The following is a 26,345-nucleotide window of genomic DNA, read 5'->3' as shown; positions in this document are numbered from 1 at the left end:
GCTCAAAAGTTACTACTGACGAGAATTTGCATTCTCTTTATGACACTCACTCGATGTTCAGTTTTCAAAGGGCAATTTCTTTCAACAAATGCTGCGCTGTTATGCTTGCAGCTTTTGTTTTTTGTTGTCACCTCGTTTAGCGGCGACTTTTATAATATATCACATTCACCTATCGAAAAGCAAGCTTTTTTTTATTTCTTTTTGTTTCCAGAGGTGAAGCTGCTTGCTTGCAAAAGGAGAACGAGTAATAAAATATCATATGAGCGCAGCTGAAGTCAAGCGATTTTTTCAAATTATTTTAATGGTACATCCGGTTTCTTGCGTATTTCGAGATTTCTTTGGGCGAGGCGAGGCGGGCATACATGCGGAAAATGACTTTGTACCGCGATTCGATCGCCGTTTTAATGTCCGCATCGATTCTCTTGTCATTCAAGTCGAAGAGCATTTCATCCAGCTCCTTACGCAGGACGTAATCCAGTTCTCTGCATTCCCGTTCGTTAAACAAAAAGCCAAGCATGCCGATGTGGCCCCTTTCCAAAATGAAGTGCACAAATGCAAAAAAGATATGCAGCGTTAGCGTAACGATTCCAAACCAAGAAGGGTCGGCGCTTGTCTGCATACCTTTTTATATCGCCAAAACCGTCTTGTGTTTTACTGTTATGCACAGTTTTGGGCATTTTTATGAGTTGCGTTTCATTTATTTTTATCCGCGGGCCAGCCATAAGGTTAATGTACTTTCGATTAACGCAGCTACGAACAGCACCGCTACGAGCATCACACTGACAGGCAGCAGCGACTTGATAAACTGCAGAAACTGTTCTCTTGTCTTGACGGAACGGGCCGGACTAAGTGCAGAAAGCAGCATCTTCAGCACCATCACGCCCAATCGCAACCCGAAGGCACAGGCCACGATAATCGCCGGAATCTCCAGGATCCCGTGGGGAAGGATTGTTTTGATCACATACAGCCAGGATTGCTTCTGAGCCGAAACCATACATACGTAACCAAGCAGCAAGCCGTTGGCAAGAAGAAAGAACAACGGGAATACCCCGAAAAACAATCCCAAGGCAATGATCAATAACGATTTGGAAGCATTATTCCAAAAGATGAGCCAAAATAATGACCATTGCTGATTCGGCTTGCTTGCAATGGAATCCGAGATTTGTTTTAACGCATCGAGCTGGCCGTTGATGAACGCATGAAACTGGCTCGAGTACAGAGCGCCCATCACGATGCCCGCGACAAATACCAAGGTGGATGCAATAAAGTAATGTTTCATCAGCTTCATTTGCATAAATGCGTTTTTCCAATTCAAAAGAGAGTCCCTCCTTTTAAGCATAAGATAAGGGTACGAGCATACATATCTACTAATACAAGCCTTTCCGGACGAGATGGGCAAAGGAGGCCTAGCCAGTGAATTATTTTTATGTCATGAACGGCAAAAAGCTCAAACAATCGCTAATTATTGCCGTTGCTGTCCTGTTCGCCATCGGTATCATTTATTCGGAAAGGGAAAATGTTTCGGTCTTCTCCCAATACGAACCCGCTGCAGTCTACAGCATTCCCACGGAAAGAAAGCTGATCGCTCTCACCTTCGATATCAGCTGGGGGGATACGCGCACGGAACCGATCCTTAAAATCTTGGAAGATAAGGGGATTCGAAACGCAACCTTCTTCTTATCTTCCCCATGGACCAAAAGCCATCCCGACATCGTGAGCAAAATTGTCAAAGGCGGATGGGAAATCGGCAGTCACGGACATAAGCACGTGAACTACAGCAGCTTGAGTGACGAGGAAGTTCGCACCCAAATTAAGACAGCTCACCAAATCATTCAAGAAGTTGCCGGCACGAGTCCGAACCTGCTGCGGCTTCCCAACGGCGATTTTGACAAACGCGTGCTGCGGATCGCTAACGAGCTGCGTTATACGGTCATTCAATGGGATACGGATTCTCAGGATTGGATGAATAAAGGCGTCGATACGATTGTCAACCGCGTCTTGGCGAAAGCGCATCCCGGCGATATCGTTCTATTTCACGCCAGCGATTCCGTTAAGCAAACTCACGAAGCGCTCCCCGTTATTATCGACAAATTACGCGAAAAAGGTTACGAGTTCGTGACCGTCAGTCAATTGATGAAGCAAACGAAGGTCGGCAATCAACCGCCTGTCGAAGATCAAACCATGAAGCCTGTACGTTAACCCCGCTTCTTCATACGAAAAAACAGCAAGAGCCGTTACATCGGCTCTTTATTTGTGTTCAGCACTTTGCTGAGGATCAAAATTTGCCAAGCATTGCACAAGTACAGCGGAACCATCATAAAGATTGTAGAAGCCGCGTTGTCGAGCCGCAGGGAAGGAATCGCCTCGATCGCCGTGACCGCGATCATAAAGAATAATGTCGGAATAGCGGCGCTCCGATTCGTCATTTTTACTTTCCACCAAGCTACGCCAATCGACACGATAATGAGCGAAAGCGGAAGGATCATATACACTCCCCAGCTCATTTGCTGCTCACTGCTAGCATAGCGCAAATAGATCAGATCGAACAAGACGATCACCGTAATGATCACTTGGACGATATCCCAAGCCCATTTTCGAAGAATACCGCCTATGATATACCGGACAATCAAATAAGCGAAAAAGCCCATCTGGCTCAACACACTGATTGTAGCACCGCCAAGGATCATCGTGATCATGCTGAAGCCGATTTGTTTTCCGCCGAGCTCAACCTGTTGGTCCGTCAATTGTAGTACAAGCCCGGCAATAACGGCCGTCACCGCACCGATCAGCAGCGTGGTCCAAAATAAATAAAACCATTTTCTTAACGTCACGACCGCTATACCCCCAATAAGTCATTTCAACAGTTAATTGTACCAACCTTCACAATAAAAAGCTAACAACAATTGTGTTAATCCCCGGGAGCGAAACAAATACTAACGGCAAAACAATGAAAGGAGCCCGAACTGATGATTGCGCGATGGATTCGTTTTTTACCCGCCGTCCTAATCCTCGGCTTCTTAACATCCTGCGGTTCCGAATCTAAAGCTTCATCCGCCGGTGGCGGGAATACTTACAAAGACACCAAGTCGATGGTTCTCGATATTTTGAAAACCGAAGACGGGCGGAAAGCTATCCAACAGGCTACCATACATGAGAACAGCAAGCTCCAACTATTATCCGCCGGCGATACGCAGCAGCTTCAGCTTGCGGTAAAGGATGTATTGACCGATACGGAGAGCAACCAGTTTCTGCAGAAAATGATTAGCGATCCGAAATTTGCCGGCCATTTCGCAAAAGCCATTCAAAAAGACACCAAACAGCTTCAAAAAGATTTATTGAAGGATCCGGAATATCAAAAAGCCATGATGGACGCGATGAAAAGCCCGGATTTTGAAATGATGCTGCTGGATACAATGAAAGGAAACGCCTACCGCACTCAAACGAAAGCTGTTATTCAGGAATCGCTCCAAAGTCCGATTTTCCGCTTGGAAATGATGGATTTAATGAAGAAGGTGCTGCAGGAAGAATCGATGCCGAAAACGCAGCAAGCAGGACAAAAAGGAAAAGGCGGCGAAGGCAAGGGGCAGAAACAAGGAGGAGGAAAAGGAAAGCAAGGTGGCGGAGGTGGTGGAGGTGGTGGAGGTGGTGGAGGTGGAGGCGGAGGTTAAGCATCCACCTCATAAAAGAAGGATCGGCCTGGTCAGGCCGATCCTTTTTCCTCTAGCTGCCGAATAACTTGCTCCGCCATATCGCGGTAAATGAGCCCTGTTTCGGTATCGGCTTTGTAGACCGAAGGAGAATAATCCGGTTCGGCCACATGGTTCTCCGGAACGCCCAGAGGAATTTGTGCCAGCAGCTTCGTATGCAGCTCCTCAGCAAGCTTGCCGCCGCCTCCACGGCCGAACACATAATCCTTATTGCCGCATTTGCCACAGGCGTAGTACGACATATTTTCGACGACACCGATAATCTCATGCTCCGTATGAATGGCCATCGCTCCGGCCCGGGCCGCCACAAAAGCGGCTGTAGCATGAGGCGTGGTAACGATAATTTCTTTGCTGTGCGGAATCATCTGATGGACGTCGAGGGCCACATCTCCCGTCCCCGGGGGCAGGTCCAGCAAAATGTAGTCAAGCTCGCCCCACTCCACTTCGTTGAAGAAGTTGCGAAGCATTTTCCCCAGCATCGGACCGCGCCAAATGACCGGCGTATTTTCTTCGACAAAAAAGCCCATGGAGATCACTTTTACGCCGAACCGCTCAACCGGAATAATGCGGTTGTCCACGAGCTGCGGCCGTTCTTCGATGCCCATCATATCGGGAACGCTAAATCCGTAAATGTCGGCATCGACCAAACCGACTTTTTTCCCTAGTCTTGCTAACGCTACGGCCAAGTTGACGGTGACTGTCGATTTCCCGACGCCGCCTTTTCCGCTCGCGATCGCAATGAAGCGCACTCCCGATTGGGGATCAAGCACGTTGACGGAAGGCTCGGAAGGTTGTTCGTTTTGTTCGTAAACAGAAGCGGATTCTTGAACTTTACGCGCCGCTTCGTTGCGCTCGAATTCGGACAGCAGCCGAAAACGCAGGTGAACGTCGGCAGCGCCCGCTTGTTTGAACGCCTCAGCAACCTGGTTCTGCAGTTGCTGCTTGTACGATTCGTTATCACTGGACAGCAGTACGGTAGCCGACACATGTTGTTCTTTGATCATGATATCGCGAATAAAATTCAAATCGGTTAAGCTTAAGCCGAATTCCAGGTCCTTCAGCGGGCTTACGGAAGCCAGCAATTGTTCTTTGGTTAGCACGATGTCACCTCGGCGATCCAAGTTTAAGTTCTACTGCGGTATATTATACCACAAAATCATCAGGAGCCCACTTTTTCACCTGAGTAGTACCGGAGAATGCCTTGGTAAATGGAAGTCGCTATCTTTTTCTGATAAGTCGGATCCCGAAGGAGCTGAGCCTCGCCCGGATTGGATAAAAATCCGACTTCGACGAGAGCGCTTGGAATGGTCATCGCTTTAAGCAAATAGATTTCTTTGTCGGCCTGCTTCGCGACCCGATCCGTATTTTTCAAATTCCTTTTTATTTCCTCCTGAATCAAGGTTGCCAAGGTCGAATTATCGGCATGATTCGGATAAAAAAACGTTTGCGCACCTGACCAGCGAGGGGATGGAATGCTGTTCAGATGGATGCTGACGAATAGATTGGACTTTTGCTTGGTAACAAACTCAGCCCGTTTCAGCAGATCTTCGGTCTTTCGTTTGCTGTACCCTTTTGTTTCCGGAGAGGCCAGGTCCCGGTCGTCCTCCCGGGTCATGACCACCAATGCTCCCGATTGCTGCAAATAATCCCGAAGGTGCAAGGCAATGGCCAGATTGACATCCTTCTCCTCCAGCCCGTCCTTACTTCGAGCGCCTCCGTCCGGCCCGCCATGCCCGGCATCCAATGCGATGATTTTGCCGGACAGCGGCATCGTCCAATACGTCCATGTTTTGGTGGATGGGAGCTCGTACGTGAACATGAACAGCATGAGCGCCACCAACAAGGCTGACATAACGATTTTGATCCCGCTATGCATGGTCAGCCAAACGACGACCCTCTTTCTTTTTCCGAACATGAAAAAATCCACCTCACATCCCTAGACTCTCTTTCATCTTATGGGACGAGGTGGATAATTATACCTTGCTTATACCTGATATGCAGGGTCTTTCATACCTTGGATCAATACTTCCGCCACTTCCGGCCGCGTAAACTGCGGCGGCGGGCATTGGCCGTCACGCAGCAGCGCACGAACCTTTGTTCCGGAGAGATGCAGATGGTCTTCTTTGCCGTGCGGGCACGTCTTGCTGGAAGCCATGTTGCCGCATTTCGTACAAAAGAAGCTGTGCTCGAAGAACAGCGGCGTGATGCCGAGCTCCTCGGGAGTGAAGTTGCTGAAGATTTCCTGCGCTTCATACGTTCCGTAATAGTCGCCGACGCCCGCATGATCGCGGCCTACAATAAAATGCGTGCAGCCGTAGTTTTTCCGGACCATGGCATGGAAAATCGCTTCACGCGGCCCGGCATAGCGCATCGCCGCGGGGAATACGCCCAAAAATACGCGATCCTTCGGATAGTAATTTTCCAGCAGGACCAAGTAGCTGCGCATCCGGACATCCGCCGAAATATCGTCCGACTTGGTCTCGCCTACGAGCGGGTTCAAAAAGAGCGCATCGACGATTTCCATTGCACTTTTTTGAATATATTCGTGCGCCCGGTGAACCGGATTCCGCGTTTGAAAGCCGACTACAGTCTTCCAGCCCTTTTCGGAAAAAAGCCGACGCGTCACGGCCGGGTCATAGTAAAACTCCTCGAATTTATCCGGCTTCGGACGGTTTAATACTTGGATCGGCCCGCCGACATAAGTAGACGGCCTGGAGAACAGCTTCTGGACGCCGGGATGCGCTTCGTCGTCGGTTTTAAACACGTTCAGCGCTTCTTTGCGCTGGTCGACATGATAAATGCTTTGGACTTCAATGATACCGTAGATGACGCCGTCTTGCGCCCCTACAAGCGCTACTTCCTGCCCGATGGCAAGATCATGGGCGATTTGCGGCTCGACGGCTAACGTAATCGGAATGCTCCAGACCGTTCCGTCTTCCAAGCGCATGCGTTCCACGACCGAATGATAATCCTGTTCGCCCAAAAAGCCAGTAAGCGGCGAAAAAGCGCCGACACCGATCAAATCAAGATCGGAGATCGTCCAGGCGTCGATCTTAATTGAATATAACGTTGCGGCGTGTTCCAACAGACTTGCTCTTTTCTCGCCCTCAATCACCCGATTAATAAGTGTCCCGCCATGCGGTCGAATGGTTTCTCCCATACACTATGCTCCTCCTATTGCCCTCTCTGTTTATTTATGAAGTCCGCATTCCGTCTTCTCGAAGCCGGCCCAACGGCCCGCTCTCGGGTCCTCGCCCACCGCTACCGGACGAGTACAGTGCTCGCAGCCGATACTTGGATAGTTCCGATCATGAAGCGGATTGTAAATAATGTTGTTGCTTCGAATATAATTCCATACGTCTTCAGATGTCCAGCTAGCGAGCGGATTAAATTTGACAAGACCGAACTTGACGTCATACTCAACCTTCTTGGAATTGGCACGTGTCGGCGCCTGGTCGCGGCGAATTCCAGTAATCCAGGCATCGTAGTTTTTGAGGATATCCGTTAACGGATCGACTTTGCGGATGTTACAGCATTGGTTCGGAGCACTCTTCCACAGTTCTTCGCCAAATTGCTGCGCCTGCTCCTCCAACGTAAGCTTCGGGAGCACTTGGACGAATTCGACTCCGTAGTGCTGCTGCAGACGGTCGCGGGTTTCGTAGGTTTCCTGAAAATGCACATTCGTATCGAGGTAAAAAATATCGGTTTTGGGGCTGACCTTCTGGAGCATATCGACCAATACGACGTCCTCAGCTCCAAAACTACAGGCTAAAGTGATATTGGGGAATCTTTCTACCGCCCAGGATAAAAGTGCCTCCGGGCTTTGAGCCTCAAAATCCTCTGCTGCTTGGCGGATTAACTCCTCTTTTTCAAATAAATTCATGATTTTACGCACCTCCGTCAGTTTAATTCCGAGTATAGTTATGTGTTTTATTTTATTTAGTTTTATTATAAACGATGGACCCTTTTTGTCAATTTAAAATTTTGTCTAGGCTCCTGCCTTATTTTATTGCTCTTTGGCTTATTCGGTGAAAATAAAAAAACCTTTCCGACGTGAATCGGAAAGGTTCGTTGAGTCAATATTAACGTTTGGAGAATTGAGGAGCGCGACGAGCAGCTTTCAAGCCGTACTTTTTACGCTCTTTCATCCGTGGGTCACGAGTCAAGAAGCCCGCTTTTTTCAGGGCTCCGCGGAATTCCGGATCTGCTTTCAGCAGAGCGCGGGAAATCCCGTGACGGATCGCGCCGGCTTGTCCGGAGATCCCGCCGCCATGAGCCAAAACCAATACATCGTACTTGGACAATGTTTCAGTCAGGTTCAGCGGTTGTTTTACGATCAATTTCAGCGTTTCCAGACCAAAATATTCGTCCAGCTCGCGTTTATTAATAATGATACGGCCTTCGCCCGGTACCAAACGTACACGCGCTACCGAATGCTTACGACGACCGGTGCCATAATATTGTACTTGTGCCACAAGACAGTCCTCCCTTTATTAACCGCGAAGTTCCCAAACTTCAGGTTGTTGTGCTTGATGCGGATGTTCCGAACCTGCATACACTTTCAGCTTCGTTTTCAGGCGATTGCCCAAACGGTTTTTCGGAAGCATACCGTGAATCGCCAGTTCCAACATACGCTCAGGCTTGTTGTTCAGCATATCTTGAGCCGAAGTCACTTTCAGACCGCCCGGATGCAGGGAGTGACGATAGTACATTTTGTTTTGCAGTTTTTTACCTGTCAAAACGATTTTCTCAGCATTGATGACAACGACGAAATCGCCAGTGTCTACATGCGGAGTAAATTGAGGCTTATGTTTGCCGCGCAGAATGCTTGCCGCTTCGCTGGCCAGACGACCGAGCGTCTTGCCGGTAGCATCGATGATGTACCATTTGCGTTCAACTTCATTAGGCTTCGCCATATATGTGGTACGCATGTTAATGTTCCTCCTAAATCTATCTTCATCACAGGTCATTCATAGTCATGGTTATAGGTTAAAACAACTTGGTTGGCCGTTTCATTGACCCGGGGCCGTGGGGTAGCCAGTCATAAGAAACACCATCTGTTATTTTACTACATCGGCATGTAGTAATCAAGCATTTGGCGCATCTTTTTCGTAAAAAACTTCCCACAACATAAGCCCGTGCGCCATTGCCGTCGGCCCTGCCAAGGCCCTGTCTTTCGCCGTCAATACGTCTCGAATACTAGACGGACTCCGCTTCCCTTCGCCAACCTCAATCAAGGTCCCTACAATGATCCGCACCATATTATATAAAAAACCACTGCCGGTCAAATAAATGTGGATAGCGTACGATTGCAAGTGAGGCTCCGCCGGCTCGCACTCCAAACGAGCTTCGTAGATCGTTCGAACATGGCTTTCAGCCGACGATCGGCTCGAACAGAACGAAGTGAAGTCGTGCTCACCGACAAAGCAGCTCAGCGCGTCCTGCATGGCTGTTATATCAAGGGGAGTCGGATGGTGAAACTCCGTGTGCTGCTTAAACAGGTCCGGATATTTCCCGCATCGCATCGTATATCGGTATGTCTTGCGCTTAGCAGACCTTCGGGCATGAAAATCATCCGGCACCACCATAGCATCCCATACCACAATATCATCCGGCAATCGCGAGTTCATCGCCATACACCAGCGTTCAATCGGGATTTGAGAACCGGTTTGAAAATTAAAGACCTGTCCCCGCGCATGAACCCCCGCATCAGTCCGCCCCGAAGCCGTTACTTTGATCTCCTCAAGGGTGAGCTGATACAAAGCTTGCTCCAGCTGCTGCTGAATCGTAATCTTCTGAGGCTGCGTCTGAAAGCCATGGTAGCTCGCCCCATTATAGGATACCGTCATGCAGATGTTTCTCACGGCAGTCCTCCGTGCTTGGGAAAACGAATTTTCGATCCTACAAAAAAAAGGGTTTCATCAGAATCGTAAGATCCCGTCCACCCTTTCCCATCCTTTTTCTCTTAAGCCCGGTCTACAAGCTCCAAATAAACCATTGGAGCAGCATCGCCGCGACGAGGTCCGAGCTTCAAAATGCGGGTATAGCCGCCTTGACGCTCAGCGTAGCGAGGAGCCAGATCGGAGAAAAGCTTTTGAATCGCATCTTGGTTTTCGTTTGCCGCTTCGCGACGAACGAAGGAAGCTACTTGCCGACGTGCATGCAAGTCACCACGTTTTGCCAAGGTGATCAATTTTTCTGCGATGGAACGAAGTTCTTTGGCTTTCGCTTCCGTCGTTTGAATGCGCTCATGTATGAACAAGTCGGTTACCAGATCGCGAAACAAAGCTTTACGCGCGCTGGAGTCACGACCCAACTTTTGGTATGCCATGTGAGCAACCTCCTTCTGCTTGATTGGTCAGAGGTGCGCGACTTAAGACTTAATCTTCCATTCTCAGGCCAAGACCAAGCTCTTCGAGCTTCTCTTGAACTTCCTCCAGAGATTTGCGACCCAAGTTGCGGACCTTCATCATGTCTTCTTCCGTTTTCGTAATCAATTCCTGCACCGTATTGATGCCGGCGCGCTTCAGGCAGTTATAGGAACGAACCGAGAGGTCGAGTTCTTCGATAGTCATCTCCAGAACTTTTTCCTTCTTGTCCTCTTCTTTCTCCACCATAATCTCGGCGTCCTTGGCTTCGTCGGTCAGACCGACGAACAGCATCAGATGCTCCGTCAAAATTTTGGCGCCCAAGCTTACGGCTTCTTCCGGGCGGATGCTTCCATCCGTCCAAACTTCAAGGGTCAACTTATCATAGTTGGTAACTTGACCGACGCGAGTATTTTCTACGCTGTAATTGACACGAGTAATCGGAGTGTAGATCGAATCGATCGGAATCACGCCGATCGGCTGATCCTCTTTTTTGTTCTTATCTGCCGATACGTATCCCCGGCCGCGGTTCGCATGAATTCTCATATGCAGCCTTGCATCGGAGGACAGCGTAGCAATGTGCAAATCCGGATTTAAGATCTCCACATCGCTATCGCCGCGAATATCGCCAGCCACAACAGCCCCTTCGCCTTCAGCATCGATCTCAAGCACTTTCTCCTCGTCGGAGTGAATCTTGAGCGACAGTCCTTTCAGGTTCAGGATAATCTCCGTAACATCTTCCATGACGCCAGGAACCGTGGAGAACTCATGCAGCACGCCGTCGATTTGCACGGACGTCACAGCGGCGCCCGGCAAAGACGAAAGCAAAATTCTGCGAAGCGAGTTCCCAAGAGTCGTCCCGTAGCCTCGTTCCAATGGCTCTACAACAAACTTGCCGTAGGTGCCGTCTTCGCTCAATGATACGGTTTCTATTTTCGGCTTTTCGATTTCGATCATGGTTACACCCTCCTTCAAAACGTCGTTTCCCTTTTGGATAACTTAAGACGTATAAACGCGCAGTATGCCTATCCAAATAGTATTCACAACTTTTGGAAAAATATACCGCATGACTTAGCGATCCTAATTAGACACGACGACGTTTCGGAGGACGGCAACCGTTATGAGGAATCGGTGTAACGTCTTTAATCAGGTTAACTTCCAAACCTGCAGCTTGCAGCGAACGAATCGCAGCTTCGCGACCTGCACCCGGTCCCTTAACCATAACCTCAACTGCTCTCATGCCATGCTCCATCGCAGCTTTTGCCGCAGATTCGGCAGCCATTTGTGCAGCAAACGGAGTGCTTTTACGCGAGCCTTTGAACCCGAGGTTACCGGCGCTTGCCCAGGAGATTGCATTCCCGTGCGGGTCGGTAATGGTTACGATAGTGTTGTTGAACGTAGAGCGGATATGAGCCACTCCGGAGTCGATATTTTTCCGATCACGACGTTTTGTACGAACGACTTTTTTAGGTTTAGCCATTTAAAGGTTACCCCCCTTTACTATTTTTTCTTATTAGCTACCGTACGACGAGGACCTTTGCGCGTACGAGCATTTGTTTTAGTACGTTGACCGCGAACAGGCAGGCCGCGGCGGTGACGAACGCCACGATAGCAGCCGATCTCGATCAGGCGCTTAATGTTCAGTGCGATTTCACGACGCAGGTCGCCTTCCACTTTCAGCGTTTTGTCGATGACGTCGCGGATTTTGCTTACTTCGTCTTCTGTCAAATCGCGAACGCGAGTATCGGCATTGATACCGGTTTGAGCGACGATTTTCTGAGCAGTCGTGTTACCGATCCCGAAAATGTAGGTCAGCGCGATTACTACTCGTTTGTCACGAGGCAAGTCTACACCAGCAATACGTGCCATTTAACACAGCACCTCCTTAACCTTGTTTTTGTTTGTGTTTCGGATTTTCGCAGATTACCATAACGTTCCCTTTGCGGCGAATGACTTTGCATTTTTCGCAAATCGGCTTGACCGACGGTCTAACCTTCATGGTGTTAACCTCCTAAGAGTTTTCGTATAGAAAACTTACTTCGTAAGCGTTGCTTAGTTTTCAAGAGAAAACTTACATCGTAAGAGTTAGCTGAGTTTTCGTGAGAAAACTGACTTCGTACATTTATTTAAAACGATAGGTTATACGGCCTCTGGTCAAATCATAGGGCGAGAGCTCGACCGTCACTTTATCGCCGGGCAGGATCCGGATAAAGTGCATTCTGATTTTACCGGATACGTGAGCAAGTATCTTATGACCGTTCTCCAGTTCAACCTTAAACATTGCATTCGGAAGAGGTTCAATCACTGTACCTTCAACTTCAATCACATCTTCTTTGGCCACAGTCATTCTCCTTTCTCTTGCGCTTTCGCTGATTCATGGTCCGCATACTTCGTCAATGCAAACCGCAGCTTTCCGTTGGTGACTCGACCGGTAGTCATAATACTATCAGCCACTTCGCTGCTGATCGCCGGCAGAAGCTCAAGATGAATCACGTTTTTCTTTTTGGGTGCGTCTGATTTCCGTTTTCCGCCGTCTGCAATCCACACGTACCGTTGGTCTACGACGCCGATTATGACAGCGTACGATCCGGATTCCCGTCCCCGATTCACCCTTACGATTTGTCCGATCTGGGGCATGTTCGATGTTGCCATCGTGCTTTACTTACCGGGCAGCGTAAAAATCTCGTAGCCGTCCGGCGTAATCGCTATGGTATGCTCAAAATGCGCGCACAGTGTGCCATCCACCGTCACAACCGTCCAATTGTCTGCGAGGGTCTTCACATAACGTTCGCCCACGTTGACCATCGGTTCGATTGCAAGTACCATACCGGGCTTCAGCCGCGGACCGCGCCCTGGAATACCGTAGTTCGGAATCTGCGGCTCCTCGTGGAGCTTCGTTCCGATGCCATGTCCCACGTATTCCCGAACAACCGAAAAACCTTCATCTTCAATCACTTTTTGAATGGCGTGGGATATCGTGTACAGTCTGGCGTCCGGCTTGGCTTCGGCAAGTCCTGCATAAAGCGACCTTTCGGTTACTTCGAGCAGCTTGCGGGCCGTATCGGAAATCTCGCCAACACCGTAGGTCCATGCGGAATCTCCATGATATCCTTTGTACTCTGCACCGATGTCGATACTGATGATGTCACCGTCTTTAAGCTTTCGTTGACTGGGTATGCCGTGAACCAGTTCGTCGTTGACCGAAGCGCAAATACTGCCAGGAAAACCATTGTAGCCTTTAAAAGACGGAATTGCGCCCTGACTGCGAATAAAATCTTCTGCGATCTGGTCGAGCTGTTTCGTTGTAATATCGGGCTGAATGGCTTGCCGCAGCACCCGATGCGTTTCGGCGACAATCCGTCCCGCCTCCCGCATCAATTCCAATTCAGCAGCTGACTTACAGATGATCATTACGCAAGCCCCCGCAATTGTGAACTGATTTGTGCAGTAACCGTATTAATCTCTTGCTCACCGTTAACCTCACGCAATATTCCCTTGTTACGATAATACTCCAAAAGCGGAGCGGTTTTATTAGTATACTCGTCCAAACGAGTCCCTACTTTTTCTTCGGTGTCATCCGAACGTTGATACAACTCACCAGAACATTTGTCGCAAACATGCTCACGTGCAGGAGGGTTAAACAAGACATGATACGTAGCACCGCAGGATTTACAGATCCGGCGACCTGTCAAACGGGCAAGCAGCAAATCCCGATCCACTTTCAGATTGATCACGTGCTCGATGGTTTTACCCAACGATGCCGCAATCTCATCCAAAGCTTCGGCTTGGGAAATGGTTCTTGGAAAACCGTCCAGCAAAAAGCCTTTGCTGCAGTCCGGCTGCTGAAGGCGTTCGCGAACGATCCCGATCGTAATTTCATCCGGTACGAGCAAACCTTGATCCACATACTTCTTCGCTTCGAGCCCGAGCGGCGTTTCCTGCTTCATCGCCAGCCGAAAGGCGTCTCCCGTAGAAATATGCGGAATTTGAAACTCATCAACGATTCGTTCCGCCTGAGTACCTTTTCCTGCACCCGGGGGCCCCATAAAGATGACGTTCATCAGACTTCCTCCCCACTGGCATCTATCGATACTAACAGCACAATAGGTGCCGATAGCTAAAAGCTCACTATCAGTACCTATTTGCTATTTATTAATGAAGCCTTTGTAGTGGCGTTTGATCAGTTGGCTTTCGATTTGCTTCATCGTCTCAAGTCCTACACCGATAACGATCAGCAAAGACGTTCCGCCAATGGTAACCGAATTCGGCAGCCCAGCCACAGAACCGATAATCATTGGAAGAATCGAGATGGCAGACAGGAACAGCGCACCGGACAATGTGATTCGGGTCATGACTCGCGTCAAGTAAACCGAGGTGGTCTTGCCCGGACGGATGCCTGGAATATATCCGCCATTTTTCTTCATCTGATCCGCCATTTGCACAGGGTTCATCTGTACAAACGTGTAGAAATACGTAAAGCCGATGATCAACAAAACGTACAGCACCATACCGAGCGGATGCGTGTAGTTCAAGTTGGTGATAATCCATTCCGCCACAGCGTTACCTCTCCAGAAGCTTGCAATCGTCGGAGGAAACACTAACAGCGAAAGCGCGAAGATGACCGGAATGACGCCAGCCGCGTTTACTTTAAGCGGAATGTGCGTCGACTGTCCTCCGAACATTTTGCGTCCTACCACCCGTTTTGCATACTGCACCGGAATTTTACGAACGCCCTGCTGGACGAAAATCACACCGGCGATCAAGGCAATGACCACGACGGCAATAATAACGACCTTCAAGATGTTAAGGAAGAGCGCGCCGCCTGCATCTGCAAATTGCGTTTGGTATATTTGTCCGATGCCAGTCGGGATTGCCGCAACAATCCCTGCGAAGATGATAATGGAAATACCATTTCCAATGCCATTTTCGGTGATTTGTTCCCCTAACCACATCAGAAAAGCAGTCCCAGCCGTAAGAACGATCGCGATCAACGCATACGTCGTAAAGTTCGGATTGATCACAAGACCGGCATATAGACGGTTAAATCCGATCGCCAGACCAAAGGCTTGAATGATCCCCAACACAATGGTCCCGTAACGGGTGATCTGGCTTAACTTCTTTCTGCCGACTTCTCCTTCTTTAGCCCATTGCGTGAATGTCGGAATGACATCCATGGAAAGAAGCTGCACGATGATGGATGCCGTGATATACGGCATAATCCCCATCGCGAAGATGGAGAATTGGAACAACGCGCCGCCGGAGAATGTATTCAGCAAGCCGAATACACCACCTGCGTTAGCTTGGTCTTGAAGCTTGAGAATGTCTGTGTTGATGTTAGGTACCGGAATAAAAGCACCAATTCTGTAGACGATCAGCACCAGAAGGGTGAACAGGATCCGTCTCCTCAGATCGTCTACTTTCATAATATTGGATATGGTACGAAACATTAAATCACCTCGGTTTTACCGCCGGCAGCCTGGATTTTCTCTACCGCAGATTGGGAGAACTTGCTAGCCTTAACGTTCAGCTGAACCGTGATTTCACCGTTACCCAAAATTTTGATGCCATCTTTAGGGTTTTTCACGATGCCGGATTCCAAAAGAACTTCAGGAGTTACTTCCGTACCTGCTGCAAACTTGTTCAAATCCTCTACGTTGACAACCGCATATTCCGTACGGAATCTGTTGTTAAATCCACGTTTTGGCAAGCGACGATAAAGCGGGTTCTGACCGCCTTCGAAGCCCGGACGGACACCGCCGCCGGAACGGGCGTTTTGACCTTTGTGACCGCGAGTAGCTGTTTTACCCATCCCACTACCGATACCACGACCTACACGCTTGCGCGTATCGCGGGAACCTGGAGCGGAAGAAAGCTCATGCAATTTCATCGTTTGCACCTCCTCTAGCTATATGTTAAAACCTTAAGCTTCGATTTCTTTAACTTCGACCAAGTGACTTACTTGGTTCACCATGCCACGGATCGCAGCATTGTCTTGTTGAGTAACGGATTGATGCAATTTGCGAAGTCCGAGAGCCGTAACCGTACGACGCTGAGTTTCAGGACGACCGATCAGGCTGCGCTTGAGGGTAATTTGCAGTTGCTTAGCCATGGTATCCCTCCTAACCTAAGAGTTCTTCTACGGTTTTACCGCGAAGCTTGGCAACCTCTTCCGCACGCTTCAGGCGTTGTAAGCCTTCCAGAGTAGCGTTAACCATGTTGATGGAGTTCGAAGACCCGAGGGACTTCGTCAGAATGTCGCCTACGCCTGCCAGTTCAAGAACCGCACGAACCGGACCGCCGGCGATAACTCCGGTACCTTTCGAAGCAGGCTTAAGCAATACGCGTCCTGCGCCGAAATGTCCGATCACCATGTGAGGAATAGTCGTTCCGACGATAGGAACGTGAATCAGGTTTTTCTTCGCATCTTCGATACCTTTGCGAATCGCATCAGGTACCTCGGAAGCTTTACCGATTCCCGCGCCTACCCAACCTTTGCCGTCGCCCACAACCACGAGTGCGCTAAAGCTGAAGCGGCGACCGCCCTTTACGACTTTAGCTACGCGGTTAATATGAACGACTTTTTCAGTCAGTTCTAATGTATTGGGATCAATACGCAAGTCCTTTACCTCCTTATTGATGATTTGGATTAGAATTCAAGACCTGCTTCACGAGCAGCGTCTGCAAGTGCTTTAACACGTCCATGGTACAGGTAACCGCCGCGGTCGAAAACGACTTGCACGACACCTGCTTTTTTCGCACGCTCAGCGATCAGAGCGCCTACTTTCGAAGCTGCTTCTGCGTTGCCGCCGTTTCCGAGCCCTTCTTTGAGCTCTTTGTCCTGCGTAGAAGCCGCTGCGATCGTTACGCCTTTAACGTCGTCGATCAATTGTGCGTACATATGCTTAGAGGAACGGAAAATGTTCAGACGAGGACGTTCCGTCGTTCCTTGAATTTTCTTACGAACGCGAAGATGTCTTTTCAAACGCGCTTTGTTTTTGTCGCCTTTGGTAATCATTCGAGGTTCACTCCTTTCGAGTTGGATCATCCGAAGTTCGGATTATGCAATCAGCTTAAGCAGCCTTATTTCTTCTTACCGGCTTTACCTTCTTTGCGAAGGATACGCTCGCCTTCGTATTTAATACCTTTGCCTTTGTACGGCTCAGGCTCACGAACGGAACGAACTTTTGCTGCTGTAGCTCCAACCAACTCTTTGTCGATCCCTTTAACGATGATCTTCGTGTTGGAAGGAACTTCGAACTCGATACCGTTCTCCGGCTCGATTTCAACCGGGTGGGAGTAACCTACGTTCAGAACCAGCTTGTTGCCGGATTTGTTCGCACGGTAACCTACGCCGACGAGATCGAGAGATTTAGCAAAACCATCTGTTACTCCGCTAACCATGTTTTGTACGACGCTGCGGGTCGTACCATGCAGAGAGCGGTGCAATTTATTGTCGGAAGGACGTTCTACGGTCAGAACATTGTCCTCAACGCTGATCTTCATATCTCTATGCAATTCACGGCTCAAAGTGCCTTTCGGACCTTTTACCGTAATGAGTGTATTGTCAATAGTCACGTTTACTCCGCTTGGGATCGTGATCGGTTTGCGACCAATACGGGACATGTTGTGCACCTCCGTTCATTCAAAATCTAGATTACCAAACGTAGCAGATTACCTCTCCGCCAGCTTTGGATTGACGAGCTTCTTTATCCGTCATCACGCCTTTGGACGTGGACAGAATTGCGATTCCCAAACCGCCAAGTACGCGAGGCACTTCTTGGCTTTTCGCGTAAACGCGAAGGCCCGGTTTGCTGATTCTTTTGAGTCCTGTAATAACGCGCTCATTGTTAGGGCCGTATTTCAGGAACAAGCGGATGATGCCTTGCTTGCTGTCTTCGATATATTCAGCGTCACGAATGAAGCCTTCCTTCTTGAGGATCTCAGCGATTTCTCTTTTGACCTTCGAAGCCGGAATTTCGACAGTTTCATGACGAACGACGTTAGCGTTGCGGATGCGTGTAAGCATATCTGCAATTGGATCGGACATAACCATGTGTAGTGAACCTCCTTCCCGAGAGCTTAAAGTTTACCAGCTTGCTTTCTTCACGCCAGGAATCTGGCCTTTGTATGCCAATTCGCGGAAGCAAATTCTGCAAATTTTGAATTTCCGTAGTACGGAATGCGGGCGACCGCAGCGTTCGCAGCGTGTGTAAGCCTGCACCTTGAATTTCGGAGGACGCTGCTGCTTAATCTTCATCGAAGTTTTTGCCACTTCAGTTTACACCTCCAAAGTCTCCATTAGGAAACTTGCTTCGTAAGCATGTTATTTGGAAAACGGCATGCCCAATTGAGCCAACAATTCGCGGGATTCTTCGTCCGTTTTAGCCGTTGTGACGATAACGATATCCATACCGCGCACTTTATCCACTTTATCGTACTCAACCTCTGGGAAGATGAGTTGTTCTTTCAAACCGAGCGTGTAGTTACCGCGGCCGTCAAAAGCCTTGGTGGAAACGCCGCGGAAGTCGCGTACGCGAGGAAGAGCAACGTTGAACAATTTATCCAAGAAGTGATACATACGCTCGCCGCGAAGCGTAACTTTCACACCGATCGGCATATTTTCACGCAGCTTGAAGCCTGCGATCGATTTTTTCGCTCTGGTGATAACCGGCTTTTGTCCGGAGATCAACTGCAGATCGTTAACAGCGGTATCGAGCACTTTGGAGTTAGCAACTGCTTCACCAACACCCATGTTGATAACCACTTTTTCAATTTTCGGAACCTGCATCACCGTGGTGTAGTTGAATTTCTGCATCAGGGCAGGTGTAATTTCGTTCAAAAAGCGATCTTTCATTCTTGCAGCCATGAATCCGTGTACCTCCTTTCTTACTTATACGATTAGTCGATAACTTCGCCGGATTTTTTCGCAACGCGAACTTTTTTGCCGTTGTCCAGCACTTTGTAACCTACGCGAGTAGGTTGACCGCTCTTCGGATCTACCAGCATCACGTTGGATGCGTGGATCGGAGCTTCTTGCGTGATGATGCCGCCTTGCGGATTTTGTTGGGAAGGCTTCGAATGCTTCTTGATCATGTTCACGCCTTCGACCAACACACGGTTTTCACGAGGGAAAGCTGCGATAACGCGGCCTTTCTTCCCTTTGTCTTTACCCGTGATAACAAAAACCGTATCGTCTTTTTTCACGTGCAATTTATTGTTGTGAGACTCGAGTTTCTTCGGTTGTTTTGGCACTGTGTACACCTCCTACAAACTTTCCTATGAAAGCCGACTTCGTAAGCAGCTGGTTTATTAGATAACTTCCGGAGCCAGAGAAACGATCTTCATGAAGTCTCTGTCGCGAAGTTCACGAGCAACTGGTCCGAAGATACGTGTGCCGCGCGGGCTCTTATCTTCTTTTACAACTACGGCTGCGTTCTCGTCAAAGCTGATGTAGGATCCGTCCTTACGGCGAGCACCGCGTCTCGTACGCACGACTACTGCTTTAACAACGTCGCCTTTTTTGACAACGCCACCTGGTGTTGCTTCTTTCACGGAGCAGATGATCAGATCACCGATGTTAGCCGTACGACGACCCGTACCACCCAACACGCGGATACACATCAGTTGCTTCGCACCAGAGTTGTCAGCTACGTTCAAACGAGTAAAAGGTTGAATCATTGTGTATTCCCTCCTTCCGGAATTGATGCCCGATGCTTATATTAAACGATAACCGCTTTTTCTACGACTTCGACCAGTCTCCAACGCTTGTCTTTGGAAAGCGGACGAGTTTCCATGATTTTAACAACATCGCCGATTTTCGCTTCGTTGTTTTCGTCATGAGCTTTGAATTTCTTCGTATATTTAATGCGTTTGTGGTACAAGTCGTGTTTTTTGTAGGTTTCTACAGCAACAACGATGGTTTTGTCCATTTTGTCGCTTACGACTTTACCCAGCTGCGTTTTACGCTCGTTGCGTTCAGCCATTCTGAGATCCTCCTCTCTCATTCATTAACTAGTGATTCCCAATTCTCTTTCACGCAAAACAGTCTTTGCCCGGGCAATCTCTTTGCGGACTTTTTGAATTTGTACGGGATTATCCAGTTGACCTGTAGCCAGTTGAAAACGGAGGTTAAAGAGCTGCTCTTTAAATCCGGAAATCTTTTGTTCGATCTCAGCAGTGGTTAAGTTGCGAAATTCACTAGCTTTCATTTGCTTCACCACCTACTTCTTCTCTTTTCACAAACTTCGTTTTGATTGGCAGCTTGTGAGAGGCGAGACGCATAGCTTCACGGGCGATTTCTTCGCTTACGCCGGCCAGTTCGAACATAACTTTACCCGGCTTAACGACAGCAACCCATTTTTCTACGTTACCTTTACCGCTACCCATCCGAACTTCAAGCGGCTTTTGGGTGATCGGTTTGGAAGGGAAAATCTTGATCCAAACTTTACCGCCCCGCTTGATGTAACGAGTCATCGCAATACGGGCAGCTTCGATTTGACGGTTGGTTACCCAAGCCGGCTCCATCGCTTGCAAGCCGTATTCACCGAAATGAACTTCCGTGCCGCCTTTAGCGCGACCGCGCATGTTGCCGCGGTGCTCTTTGCGGTGTTTCACACGTTTAGGAACTAACATGATTAGTTGCCTCCTTCCGTAGCAGCCTTTTTCTTAGCCGTTGGAAGAACTTCGCCACGATAGATCCATACTTTTACGCCGATCCGACCGTAAGTGGTGTGAGCTTCTGCCGTACCATAGTCGATGTCCGCACGCAATGTATGAAGAGGAACCGTACCCTCGCTGTAACCTTCCGTTCTGGCGATTTCCGCTCCGCCCAGACGACCGCTGACCGATGTCTTGATCCCTTTTGCACCGGATCTCATCGTTCTTTGAATCGATTGTTTCAATGCACGACGGAACGATACGCGACGCTCCAATTGTTGTGCAATGCTTTCTGCAACCAAGATTGCATCCAGCTCTGGATGTTTCACTTCAGAGATGTTGATGTGTACTTTTTTGCCGTTCGTCAGCTTAGTCAGGTAACCGCGAATCACTTCAACCTCAGAACCGCCTTTACCGATAACCATGCCTGGCTTCGCCGTATGAATCGTCACGTTCACGCGATTAGCGGCACGTTCGATTTCAATGCGGGAAACGGCAGACTCTTTCAACTTTTGTTTCAAATATTCACGGATTTTTACGTCTTCCATCAGCAAGTCGCCGAAATCTTTACCGGCGTACCATTTGGATTCCCAATCACGGATAATACCGATGCGAAGTCCTACCGGGTTTACTTTTTGACCCACACGTTGTCCCTCCTTATTTCTCAGATACCACTAATGTAATGTGGCTGGTACGTTTATTGATGCGGCTCGCGCGACCCATCGCACGAGGACGGAATCTTTTCAAAGTCGGGCCTTGGTCCACAAATACTTGCGAAACCACCAGACTATTAGGATCCATGGAGTAGTTATGCTCCGCGTTGGCAATAGCCGAGTTGAGCAATTTCTCAACGATCGGGGAAGCCGCCTTCGGCGTGTGACGCAGGATTGCGATCGCTTCGCCCACTTGCTTGCCGCGGATCAAGTCAACAACGAGTTGCGCTTTGCGCGGAGCAATGCGAACGTATCTTACAATAGCTTTAGCTTGTTGCATGGATGTACCTCCTCTCATTCACAAACTGATCTGTAGGTTCCGAGCCTAGCGTTTACCCGTCTTCTTATCGTCGTCGTGCCCTTTGTAAGTACGGGTTGGTGCAAACTCACCGAGTTTATGTCCGACCATATCTTCCGTTACATATACCGGAACATGCTTTCTGCCGTCATACACACCGAACGTGTGACCGATGAATTGCGGGAAAATCGTGGAGCGGCGAGACCAAGTTTTGATCACTTGCTTCTTTGCGCCCTCAACGTTCATGCCTTCGACTTTCTTCAAAAGGTAGCCATCTACGAAAGGCCCTTTTTTCAAACTGCGACCCATGCTTCGTTCCTCCCTTCTTTAACCGAACCGAAAAAGTAATTACTTCGTGCGGCGACGTACAATATATTGATTGGAAGCTTTGTTTTTCTTCCGCGTTTTGTATCCGAGCGTCGGTTTGCCCCAAGGAGACATCGGGGATTTGCGGCCGATCGGGGAGCGACCTTCACCACCACCGTGCGGGTGATCGTTCGGGTTCATTACGGAACCGCGAACTTCCGGTCTTTGACCCAACCAACGAGCGCGGCCGGCTTTACCGATCTTCACGAGTTCGTAATCTTCGTTACCTACGGAACCGATTGTCGCGCGGCAAACTTTGAGGATTTTTCTCATTTCGCCAGAAGACAAACGAACCGTAACATATTGCTCTTCTTTACCGAGCAATTGAGCTTCCGTACCGGCTGCGCGAACCAATTGTCCGCCTTTGCCAGGCTTCAGCTCGATGTTGTGGATAACCGTACCTACCGGAATGTTTTCCAAAGGAAGCGCGTTACCGATTTTGATGTCGGCATTCGGACCGGATACGATTTGGTCGCCCACTTTCAAGCCTTTCGGAGCGATGATGTAGCGTTTCTCGCCATCCACGTAGTGGATCAGTGCGATGTTAGCGGAACGGTTCGGGTCGTACTCGATAGTAGCAACGCGACCAGGTATTCCATCTTTGTTCCGTTTGAAATCGATGATGCGGTATTTACGCTTGTGTCCGCCGCCTTGGTGACGAACCGTAATTTTACCTTGGTTGTTCCGACCCGCTTTTTTGCTCAAAGGAGCCAAAAGCGATTTCTCCGGTGTGGACGTTGTGATTTCTTCAAAAGTAGAAACCGACATCGCACGTCTTGCAGGAGAGGTTGGTTTATATTTTTTAATTGGCACGTGGATTCCCTCCTTACTTCAAAAAATTAAACTTGCGAGTTTTCAAAGAACTCCAGTTCTTTGCTGTCTGCGCTTAAAGTGACGATCGCTTTTTTCCATTCGGACGTATATCCGGAATAACGGCCATAACGCTTCGGCTTCGCCGGCATTCTGAGCGTATTCACGTTCGTTACTTTCACTTTGAAGATTTGCTCGATCGCTTGTTTGACTTCCGTTTTATTCGAACGGATGTCCACTTCGAACACATATTTCTTTTCCGCCATCATTTCGCTGGAACGTTCGGTAATGACCGGGCGCTTGATAATATCGCGAGGGTTCTTCATTACGCAAACACCTCCTCTACCTTTTGCACCGCATCCTTCGTAATGATCAGCTTGTCGTAAACCATAACATCAAGCACGTTGATTCCTTCAGCAGCAACAAATTTCACGCCAGGAATGTTACGTGCAGACAATGCTACGTTCTCGTCATACGCAGCCGTCACAACCAAAGCTTTACGATCCACTTTGAGGTTATTCAAAATCGCTGCAAATTCTTTTGTTTTCGGTTGAGCCAATTGCAATTGGTCAAGCACGATAATTTCGCTCGCCTTCACCTTGGAAGACAACGCGGATTTGATCGCCAGACGACGAACTTTCTTAGGCAGTTTGTAGGCATAGCTGCGAGGAGTCGGACCAAAAACGGTACCGCCGCCTTTCCATTGCGGAGAGCGGATACTACCTTGACGAGCACGGCCTGTGCCTTTTTGTTTCCACGGTTTACGGCCACCGCCGCGAACTTCGGAACGACCTTTCGTTTTATGCGTACCTGCACGAAGGGACGCACGCTGCATCAATACCGCTTCATTCAAAACATGAACGTGCGGCTCGATTCCGAACACGCTATCCGCGAGTTCCACTTCGCCTACTTGGGCACCACTAACGTTAAACACTGCTACTTTTGGCATTTGTTATCCTCCTTTCCGTCTTTCTTACTTCTTCACCGAAGACTTTATCGTAACGAAGCTGTTTTTAGGACCCGGAATGGAGCCTTTGATCAGAAGAACGTTGCGCTCAACGTCTACTTTCACAACTTCGAGTTTTTGAATCGTAACGGTTTCCGTACCCATGTGACCCGGCAATTTCTTACCTTTAGGAACACGGTTAGCCTGGATGGAACCCATCGAACCCGGACCGCGGTGGTAACGGGAGCCGTGAGCCATCGGACCAGTGGATTGATTATGTCTTTTGATAACGCCTTGGAATCCTTTACCTTTGGACGTTCCAGTTACATCAACGAATTCACCTTCGGAGAATACGTCGGCTTTGATTTCTTGGCCAACTTCATACTCGGAAATCTGAACGCCGCGAAGCTCCTTAACGTAGCGCTTAGGCGTTGCGCCTGCTTTTTTTGCATGGCCCAACTCAGGTTTGTTCGCGTTCTTTTCTTTCTTGTCGGCAAAACCGATTTGGATGGCTTCGTAACCGTCGTTCTCCGAATCCTTCTTCTGCAGCACTGTGCAAGGACCCGCTTGAATTACAGTTACCGGTACAACCAATCCTTCCGGCGTAAATACTTGAGTCATCCCAAGCTTTTTACCTAAGATACCTTTTGTCATCGTTGACACCTCTTTTCCTCTCTTGCTTGTCGCTTATTTATCCACAAACGTATATTACAGTTTGATTTCGATATCCACACCGGACGGCAGATCCAGACGCATCAGCGCATCAACGGTTTGCGGCGTCGGATTGACGATATCGATCAAACGCTTATGTGTGCGCATTTCGAATTGCTCACGCGAGTCTTTGTACTTGTGAACCGCACGCAGAATCGTGATGATTTGCTTCTCAGTCGGAAGCGGAATCGGACCAGACACTCCTGCACCGGAACGTTTGGCTGTTTCCACGATCTTCTCTGCGGATTGATCCAGCACTCTGTGATCATAAGCCTTCAAACGAATACGAATCTTTTGCTTTGCCATAGTATTCCCTCCTTCTATCGCCCAATTTAGTATCGGACATACTCCGTGAAAATCTCCTGACGCCGTCCCTATGGCAAAGGGGCCGGGTGTGTCAGCAACCTCTCACATCATCGCAACGTCACAGACCAACGTTCACTATTATATTAAATACAAAACCAAAAAGCAAGAAAAAATTCGACATTCGCCTAAAAAAATTAAAAACCCTTCATCTCATAGAGATGAAGGGCTAAGTCCGAAGACCAGATTACTTCGTGATGGAAGCAACGGCACCGGCACCAACGGTACGGCCGCCTTCGCGGATAGCGAAGCGAGTACCTTCTTCGATAGCGATCGGAGCGATCAGCTCAACCGTTACCGTGATGTTGTCGCCAGGCATAACCATCTCTGTGCCTTCCGGCAGGTTGATGATACCCGTAACGTCCGTTGTACGGAAGTAGAATTGCGGACGGTAGCCAGTGAAGAACGGCTTATGACGTCCACCTTCTTCTTTAGTCAAAACGTAGATTTGAGCGGAAAAGTTCGTGTGCGGTTTAACCGAACCCGGTTTAGCCAAAACTTGTCCACGCTCGATATCTTTACGGTCTACACCGCGAAGCAGTGCGCCGATGTTGTCGCCCGCTTGAGCGGAATCCAGAAGTTTACGGAACATTTCTACGCCCGTAACAACGGATTTGCGAGTTTCTTCAACCAGACCGATGATTTCGATCTCGTCGCCGACTTTAACTACACCGCGCTCTACACGACCTGTAGCAACGGTACCACGACCAGTGATCGTGAACACGTCCTCTACCGGCATCAAGAAAGGCTTATCAGTGTCGCGCTCAGGCGTCGGGATGTAGGAATCGATGTGCTCGAACAGCTCAACGATTTTGTCAGCCCAAGGACCGTCTGGGTTTTGCAGTGCTTCACGAGCTGCGCCGCGAACGATCGGAGTGTCGTCGCCCGGGAACTCGTACTCGTTGAGCAGGTCGCGAACTTCCATTTCAACCAGTTCAAGAAGCTCTTCGTCTTCAACCATGTCGCATTTGTTGAGGAATACGACGATGTAAGGTACGCCTACCTGACGGGACAACAGGATGTGCTCGCGAGTTTGCGGCATTGGGCCGTCAGCTGCGGATACAACCAGGATCGCGCCGTCCATTTGAGCTGCGCCAGTGATCATGTTTTTAACGTAGTCGGCGTGGCCTGGGCAGTCAACGTGTGCGTAGTGACGGTTAGGAGTTTCATATTCAACGTGCGCAGTGGAGATCGTGATACCGCGCTCGCGCTCTTCCGGAGCTTTGTCGATTTGGTCGAATGCTACAGCAGCACCGCCGTATTTTTTGGACAATACAGTCGTGATTGCCGCTGTCAAAGTTGTTTTACCATGGTCAACGTGACCGATGGTACCAATGTTAACGTGCGGTTTATTACGCTCAAATTTCGCTTTTGCCATGAGTAGATTGCCTCCTTAAATAATCTAAA

At 49.0% G+C, this 26,345-nt stretch carries 44 protein-coding genes; 2 read left to right on the top strand and 42 right to left on the bottom strand.

What is annotated here, in order from left to right; translation table 11 throughout:
- Positions 1-298: 298 nt before the first annotated feature.
- Together KQX66_RS32925 and KQX66_RS32920 are read right to left on the bottom strand one after the other, a co-directional pair.
- Positions 299-517 (bottom strand): hypothetical protein, encoded by a 219-nt coding sequence (locus tag KQX66_RS32925; RefSeq protein ID WP_025851086.1) that lies wholly within the window; start codon positions 515-517, stop codon positions 299-301.
- Between the two features lie 186 nt (positions 518-703).
- Positions 704-1,315 (bottom strand): stage II sporulation protein M, encoded by a 612-nt coding sequence (locus KQX66_RS32920; RefSeq protein WP_216797752.1) that lies wholly within the window; start codon positions 1,313-1,315, stop codon positions 704-706.
- Positions 1,316-1,413: 98 nt separating this feature from the next.
- Here KQX66_RS32920 and pdaB point away from each other — a divergent pair, with 98 nt between their 5' ends.
- A complete protein-coding gene (pdaB, locus tag KQX66_RS32915) occupies positions 1,414-2,199 on the top strand; it encodes a polysaccharide deacetylase family sporulation protein PdaB (RefSeq protein ID WP_216797751.1) in 786 nt (261 codons plus the stop codon).
- A gap of 35 nt (positions 2,200-2,234) precedes the next feature.
- Here the strand turns inward: pdaB and KQX66_RS32910 are convergent, their stop codons facing one another.
- Positions 2,235-2,831 carry a KinB-signaling pathway activation protein gene (locus KQX66_RS32910; RefSeq protein WP_216797750.1) on the bottom strand — a complete coding sequence of 199 codons (597 nt, stop codon included), beginning with the start codon at positions 2,829-2,831 and terminating at the stop codon, positions 2,235-2,237.
- Between the two features lie 135 nt (positions 2,832-2,966).
- On the opposite strand from KQX66_RS32910, the gene gerD reads away from it, so the two are divergent.
- Positions 2,967-3,668, top strand: a complete 702-nt coding sequence (gene gerD, locus KQX66_RS32905) for a spore germination lipoprotein GerD (protein WP_216797749.1) — start codon at positions 2,967-2,969, stop codon at positions 3,666-3,668.
- 32 nt (positions 3,669-3,700) lie between these two features.
- Here the strand turns inward: gerD and salA are convergent, their stop codons facing one another.
- The 39 genes from salA to tuf all read right to left on the bottom strand — a co-directional run bounded on the left by salA (position 3,701) and on the right by tuf (position 26,316).
- Positions 3,701-4,807, bottom strand: coding sequence for an iron-sulfur carrier protein/transcriptional regulator SalA (gene salA, locus KQX66_RS32900; protein ID WP_216797748.1), 1,107 nt, complete (start codon positions 4,805-4,807; stop codon positions 3,701-3,703).
- 59 nt (positions 4,808-4,866) lie between these two features.
- Positions 4,867-5,622 carry an N-acetylmuramoyl-L-alanine amidase CwlD gene (cwlD, locus tag KQX66_RS32895; protein WP_216797747.1) on the bottom strand — a complete coding sequence of 252 codons (756 nt, stop codon included), beginning with the start codon at positions 5,620-5,622 and terminating at the stop codon, positions 4,867-4,869.
- Positions 5,623-5,691: 69 nt separating this feature from the next.
- Positions 5,692-6,867 carry a sulfate adenylyltransferase gene (gene sat / locus KQX66_RS32890; protein WP_216797746.1) on the bottom strand — a complete coding sequence of 392 codons (1,176 nt, stop codon included), beginning with the start codon at positions 6,865-6,867 and terminating at the stop codon, positions 5,692-5,694.
- Positions 6,868-6,897: 30 nt separating this feature from the next.
- Positions 6,898-7,590 carry a phosphoadenylyl-sulfate reductase gene (locus KQX66_RS32885; protein WP_216797745.1) on the bottom strand — a complete coding sequence of 231 codons (693 nt, stop codon included), beginning with the start codon at positions 7,588-7,590 and terminating at the stop codon, positions 6,898-6,900.
- Positions 7,591-7,789: 199 nt separating this feature from the next.
- Positions 7,790-8,182: a 30S ribosomal protein S9 gene (rpsI, locus tag KQX66_RS32880; protein ID WP_090674711.1), complete on the bottom strand. Its 393-nt coding sequence runs from the start codon at positions 8,180-8,182 to the stop codon at positions 7,790-7,792.
- Between the two features lie 18 nt (positions 8,183-8,200).
- Positions 8,201-8,638 carry a 50S ribosomal protein L13 gene (gene rplM, locus KQX66_RS32875; RefSeq protein ID WP_216797744.1) on the bottom strand — a complete coding sequence of 146 codons (438 nt, stop codon included), beginning with the start codon at positions 8,636-8,638 and terminating at the stop codon, positions 8,201-8,203.
- Between the two features lie 156 nt (positions 8,639-8,794).
- Positions 8,795-9,571, bottom strand: a complete 777-nt coding sequence (gene truA, locus KQX66_RS32870) for a tRNA pseudouridine(38-40) synthase TruA (protein WP_216797743.1) — start codon at positions 9,569-9,571, stop codon at positions 8,795-8,797.
- Between the two features lie 101 nt (positions 9,572-9,672).
- Entirely contained in the window at positions 9,673-10,038 is a 366-nt protein-coding gene (rplQ, locus tag KQX66_RS32865; RefSeq protein WP_010498832.1) for a 50S ribosomal protein L17, read from the bottom strand.
- A gap of 49 nt (positions 10,039-10,087) precedes the next feature.
- Positions 10,088-11,032, bottom strand: a complete 945-nt coding sequence (locus KQX66_RS32860) for a DNA-directed RNA polymerase subunit alpha (RefSeq protein ID WP_025851070.1) — start codon at positions 11,030-11,032, stop codon at positions 10,088-10,090.
- Positions 11,033-11,159: 127 nt separating this feature from the next.
- The gene (rpsK, locus tag KQX66_RS32855) at positions 11,160-11,555 is read right to left on the bottom strand and encodes a 30S ribosomal protein S11 (protein WP_010498836.1); all 396 of its coding nucleotides are present in this window, start codon (positions 11,553-11,555) and stop codon (positions 11,160-11,162) included.
- A gap of 20 nt (positions 11,556-11,575) precedes the next feature.
- Positions 11,576-11,944, bottom strand: a complete 369-nt coding sequence (gene rpsM / locus KQX66_RS32850) for a 30S ribosomal protein S13 (protein WP_054976007.1) — start codon at positions 11,942-11,944, stop codon at positions 11,576-11,578.
- 16 nt (positions 11,945-11,960) lie between these two features.
- Positions 11,961-12,074, bottom strand: a complete 114-nt coding sequence (gene rpmJ, locus KQX66_RS32845; protein ID WP_003333770.1) for a 50S ribosomal protein L36 — start codon at positions 12,072-12,074, stop codon at positions 11,961-11,963.
- A gap of 123 nt (positions 12,075-12,197) precedes the next feature.
- The gene (infA, locus tag KQX66_RS32840; protein ID WP_009676800.1) at positions 12,198-12,416 is read right to left on the bottom strand and encodes a translation initiation factor IF-1; all 219 of its coding nucleotides are present in this window, start codon (positions 12,414-12,416) and stop codon (positions 12,198-12,200) included.
- Between the two features lie 2 nt (positions 12,417-12,418).
- On the bottom strand, positions 12,419-12,727 hold the full coding sequence (locus KQX66_RS32835) for a KOW domain-containing RNA-binding protein (RefSeq protein WP_025851050.1): 309 nt from the start codon (positions 12,725-12,727) through the stop codon (positions 12,419-12,421).
- Positions 12,728-12,733: 6 nt separating this feature from the next.
- Positions 12,734-13,486, bottom strand: a complete 753-nt coding sequence (gene map, locus KQX66_RS32830; protein ID WP_010498845.1) for a type I methionyl aminopeptidase — start codon at positions 13,484-13,486, stop codon at positions 12,734-12,736.
- Complete coding sequence (locus KQX66_RS32825; RefSeq protein WP_010498847.1) at positions 13,486-14,136, bottom strand: adenylate kinase; 651 nt, start codon at positions 14,134-14,136, stop codon at positions 13,486-13,488. Before KQX66_RS32825 ends, map begins: the two co-directional genes overlap by 1 nt.
- Before the next feature lie 84 nt (positions 14,137-14,220).
- Positions 14,221-15,522 carry a preprotein translocase subunit SecY gene (secY, locus tag KQX66_RS32820; protein ID WP_054976004.1) on the bottom strand — a complete coding sequence of 434 codons (1,302 nt, stop codon included), beginning with the start codon at positions 15,520-15,522 and terminating at the stop codon, positions 14,221-14,223.
- A complete protein-coding gene (gene rplO / locus KQX66_RS32815) occupies positions 15,522-15,962 on the bottom strand; it encodes a 50S ribosomal protein L15 (protein ID WP_216797742.1) in 441 nt (146 codons plus the stop codon). The genes secY and rplO overlap by 1 nt, the downstream gene beginning before the upstream one ends.
- A 33-nt stretch (positions 15,963-15,995) precedes the next feature.
- Positions 15,996-16,184, bottom strand: coding sequence for a 50S ribosomal protein L30 (rpmD, locus tag KQX66_RS32810; RefSeq protein WP_010498853.1), 189 nt, complete (start codon positions 16,182-16,184; stop codon positions 15,996-15,998).
- Between the two features lie 10 nt (positions 16,185-16,194).
- Positions 16,195-16,692: a 30S ribosomal protein S5 gene (gene rpsE, locus KQX66_RS32805; protein ID WP_010498854.1), complete on the bottom strand. Its 498-nt coding sequence runs from the start codon at positions 16,690-16,692 to the stop codon at positions 16,195-16,197.
- A 29-nt stretch (positions 16,693-16,721) separates the two neighbouring features.
- Positions 16,722-17,090, bottom strand: a complete 369-nt coding sequence (gene rplR / locus KQX66_RS32800) for a 50S ribosomal protein L18 (protein ID WP_216797741.1) — start codon at positions 17,088-17,090, stop codon at positions 16,722-16,724.
- Positions 17,091-17,155: 65 nt separating this feature from the next.
- Positions 17,156-17,698: a 50S ribosomal protein L6 gene (gene rplF / locus KQX66_RS32795; protein ID WP_010498859.1), complete on the bottom strand. Its 543-nt coding sequence runs from the start codon at positions 17,696-17,698 to the stop codon at positions 17,156-17,158.
- A 31-nt stretch (positions 17,699-17,729) separates the two neighbouring features.
- Positions 17,730-18,128, bottom strand: a complete 399-nt coding sequence (gene rpsH, locus KQX66_RS32790) for a 30S ribosomal protein S8 (RefSeq protein WP_010498862.1) — start codon at positions 18,126-18,128, stop codon at positions 17,730-17,732.
- Between the two features lie 33 nt (positions 18,129-18,161).
- Positions 18,162-18,347, bottom strand: coding sequence for a type Z 30S ribosomal protein S14 (locus KQX66_RS32785; RefSeq protein ID WP_010498863.1), 186 nt, complete (start codon positions 18,345-18,347; stop codon positions 18,162-18,164).
- 51 nt (positions 18,348-18,398) lie between these two features.
- Entirely contained in the window at positions 18,399-18,941 is a 543-nt protein-coding gene (gene rplE, locus KQX66_RS32780; RefSeq protein ID WP_054976001.1) for a 50S ribosomal protein L5, read from the bottom strand.
- Between the two features lie 32 nt (positions 18,942-18,973).
- Positions 18,974-19,327 carry a 50S ribosomal protein L24 gene (rplX, locus tag KQX66_RS32775; protein ID WP_081481723.1) on the bottom strand — a complete coding sequence of 118 codons (354 nt, stop codon included), beginning with the start codon at positions 19,325-19,327 and terminating at the stop codon, positions 18,974-18,976.
- A 57-nt stretch (positions 19,328-19,384) separates the two neighbouring features.
- Positions 19,385-19,753 (bottom strand): 50S ribosomal protein L14, encoded by a 369-nt coding sequence (gene rplN / locus KQX66_RS32770; RefSeq protein ID WP_010498867.1) that lies wholly within the window; start codon positions 19,751-19,753, stop codon positions 19,385-19,387.
- Between the two features lie 41 nt (positions 19,754-19,794).
- Positions 19,795-20,058, bottom strand: coding sequence for a 30S ribosomal protein S17 (gene rpsQ / locus KQX66_RS32765; protein ID WP_013921152.1), 264 nt, complete (start codon positions 20,056-20,058; stop codon positions 19,795-19,797).
- 24 nt (positions 20,059-20,082) lie between these two features.
- Positions 20,083-20,283, bottom strand: a complete 201-nt coding sequence (gene rpmC, locus KQX66_RS32760; RefSeq protein ID WP_010498869.1) for a 50S ribosomal protein L29 — start codon at positions 20,281-20,283, stop codon at positions 20,083-20,085.
- Positions 20,273-20,707, bottom strand: a complete 435-nt coding sequence (gene rplP, locus KQX66_RS32755; RefSeq protein ID WP_054976000.1) for a 50S ribosomal protein L16 — start codon at positions 20,705-20,707, stop codon at positions 20,273-20,275. Before rplP ends, rpmC begins: the two co-directional genes overlap by 11 nt.
- A 2-nt stretch (positions 20,708-20,709) precedes the next feature.
- Positions 20,710-21,375: a 30S ribosomal protein S3 gene (gene rpsC / locus KQX66_RS32750; protein ID WP_010498871.1), complete on the bottom strand. Its 666-nt coding sequence runs from the start codon at positions 21,373-21,375 to the stop codon at positions 20,710-20,712.
- Between the two features lie 13 nt (positions 21,376-21,388).
- Complete coding sequence (gene rplV, locus KQX66_RS32745) at positions 21,389-21,724, bottom strand: 50S ribosomal protein L22 (RefSeq protein WP_010498872.1); 336 nt, start codon at positions 21,722-21,724, stop codon at positions 21,389-21,391.
- A 45-nt stretch (positions 21,725-21,769) separates the two neighbouring features.
- Positions 21,770-22,051 (bottom strand): 30S ribosomal protein S19, encoded by a 282-nt coding sequence (gene rpsS, locus KQX66_RS32740; protein WP_054975998.1) that lies wholly within the window; start codon positions 22,049-22,051, stop codon positions 21,770-21,772.
- Positions 22,052-22,090: 39 nt separating this feature from the next.
- Positions 22,091-22,921 carry a 50S ribosomal protein L2 gene (gene rplB, locus KQX66_RS32735; RefSeq protein ID WP_216797740.1) on the bottom strand — a complete coding sequence of 277 codons (831 nt, stop codon included), beginning with the start codon at positions 22,919-22,921 and terminating at the stop codon, positions 22,091-22,093.
- A 26-nt stretch (positions 22,922-22,947) separates the two neighbouring features.
- A complete protein-coding gene (rplW, locus tag KQX66_RS32730) occupies positions 22,948-23,244 on the bottom strand; it encodes a 50S ribosomal protein L23 (RefSeq protein ID WP_010498877.1) in 297 nt (98 codons plus the stop codon).
- Positions 23,244-23,867 carry a 50S ribosomal protein L4 gene (rplD, locus tag KQX66_RS32725; protein WP_036691415.1) on the bottom strand — a complete coding sequence of 208 codons (624 nt, stop codon included), beginning with the start codon at positions 23,865-23,867 and terminating at the stop codon, positions 23,244-23,246. The genes rplW and rplD overlap by 1 nt, the downstream gene beginning before the upstream one ends.
- A gap of 24 nt (positions 23,868-23,891) precedes the next feature.
- Positions 23,892-24,518, bottom strand: a complete 627-nt coding sequence (rplC, locus tag KQX66_RS32720) for a 50S ribosomal protein L3 (protein ID WP_127487853.1) — start codon at positions 24,516-24,518, stop codon at positions 23,892-23,894.
- 54 nt (positions 24,519-24,572) lie between these two features.
- Positions 24,573-24,881: a 30S ribosomal protein S10 gene (rpsJ, locus tag KQX66_RS32715; protein ID WP_006212922.1), complete on the bottom strand. Its 309-nt coding sequence runs from the start codon at positions 24,879-24,881 to the stop codon at positions 24,573-24,575.
- Positions 24,882-25,125: 244 nt separating this feature from the next.
- A complete protein-coding gene (gene tuf / locus KQX66_RS32710; RefSeq protein ID WP_054975995.1) occupies positions 25,126-26,316 on the bottom strand; it encodes an elongation factor Tu in 1,191 nt (396 codons plus the stop codon).
- Positions 26,317-26,345: the final 29 nt, after the last annotated feature.

This window comes from Paenibacillus oleatilyticus (assembly GCF_018998565.1).
Classification (GTDB): Bacteria; Bacillota; Bacilli; order Paenibacillales; family NBRC-103111; genus Paenibacillus_G; species Paenibacillus_G oleatilyticus.
Note: the sequence above shows the minus strand (reverse complement) of the source record. Positions and strands in the feature narration are given on the sequence as shown.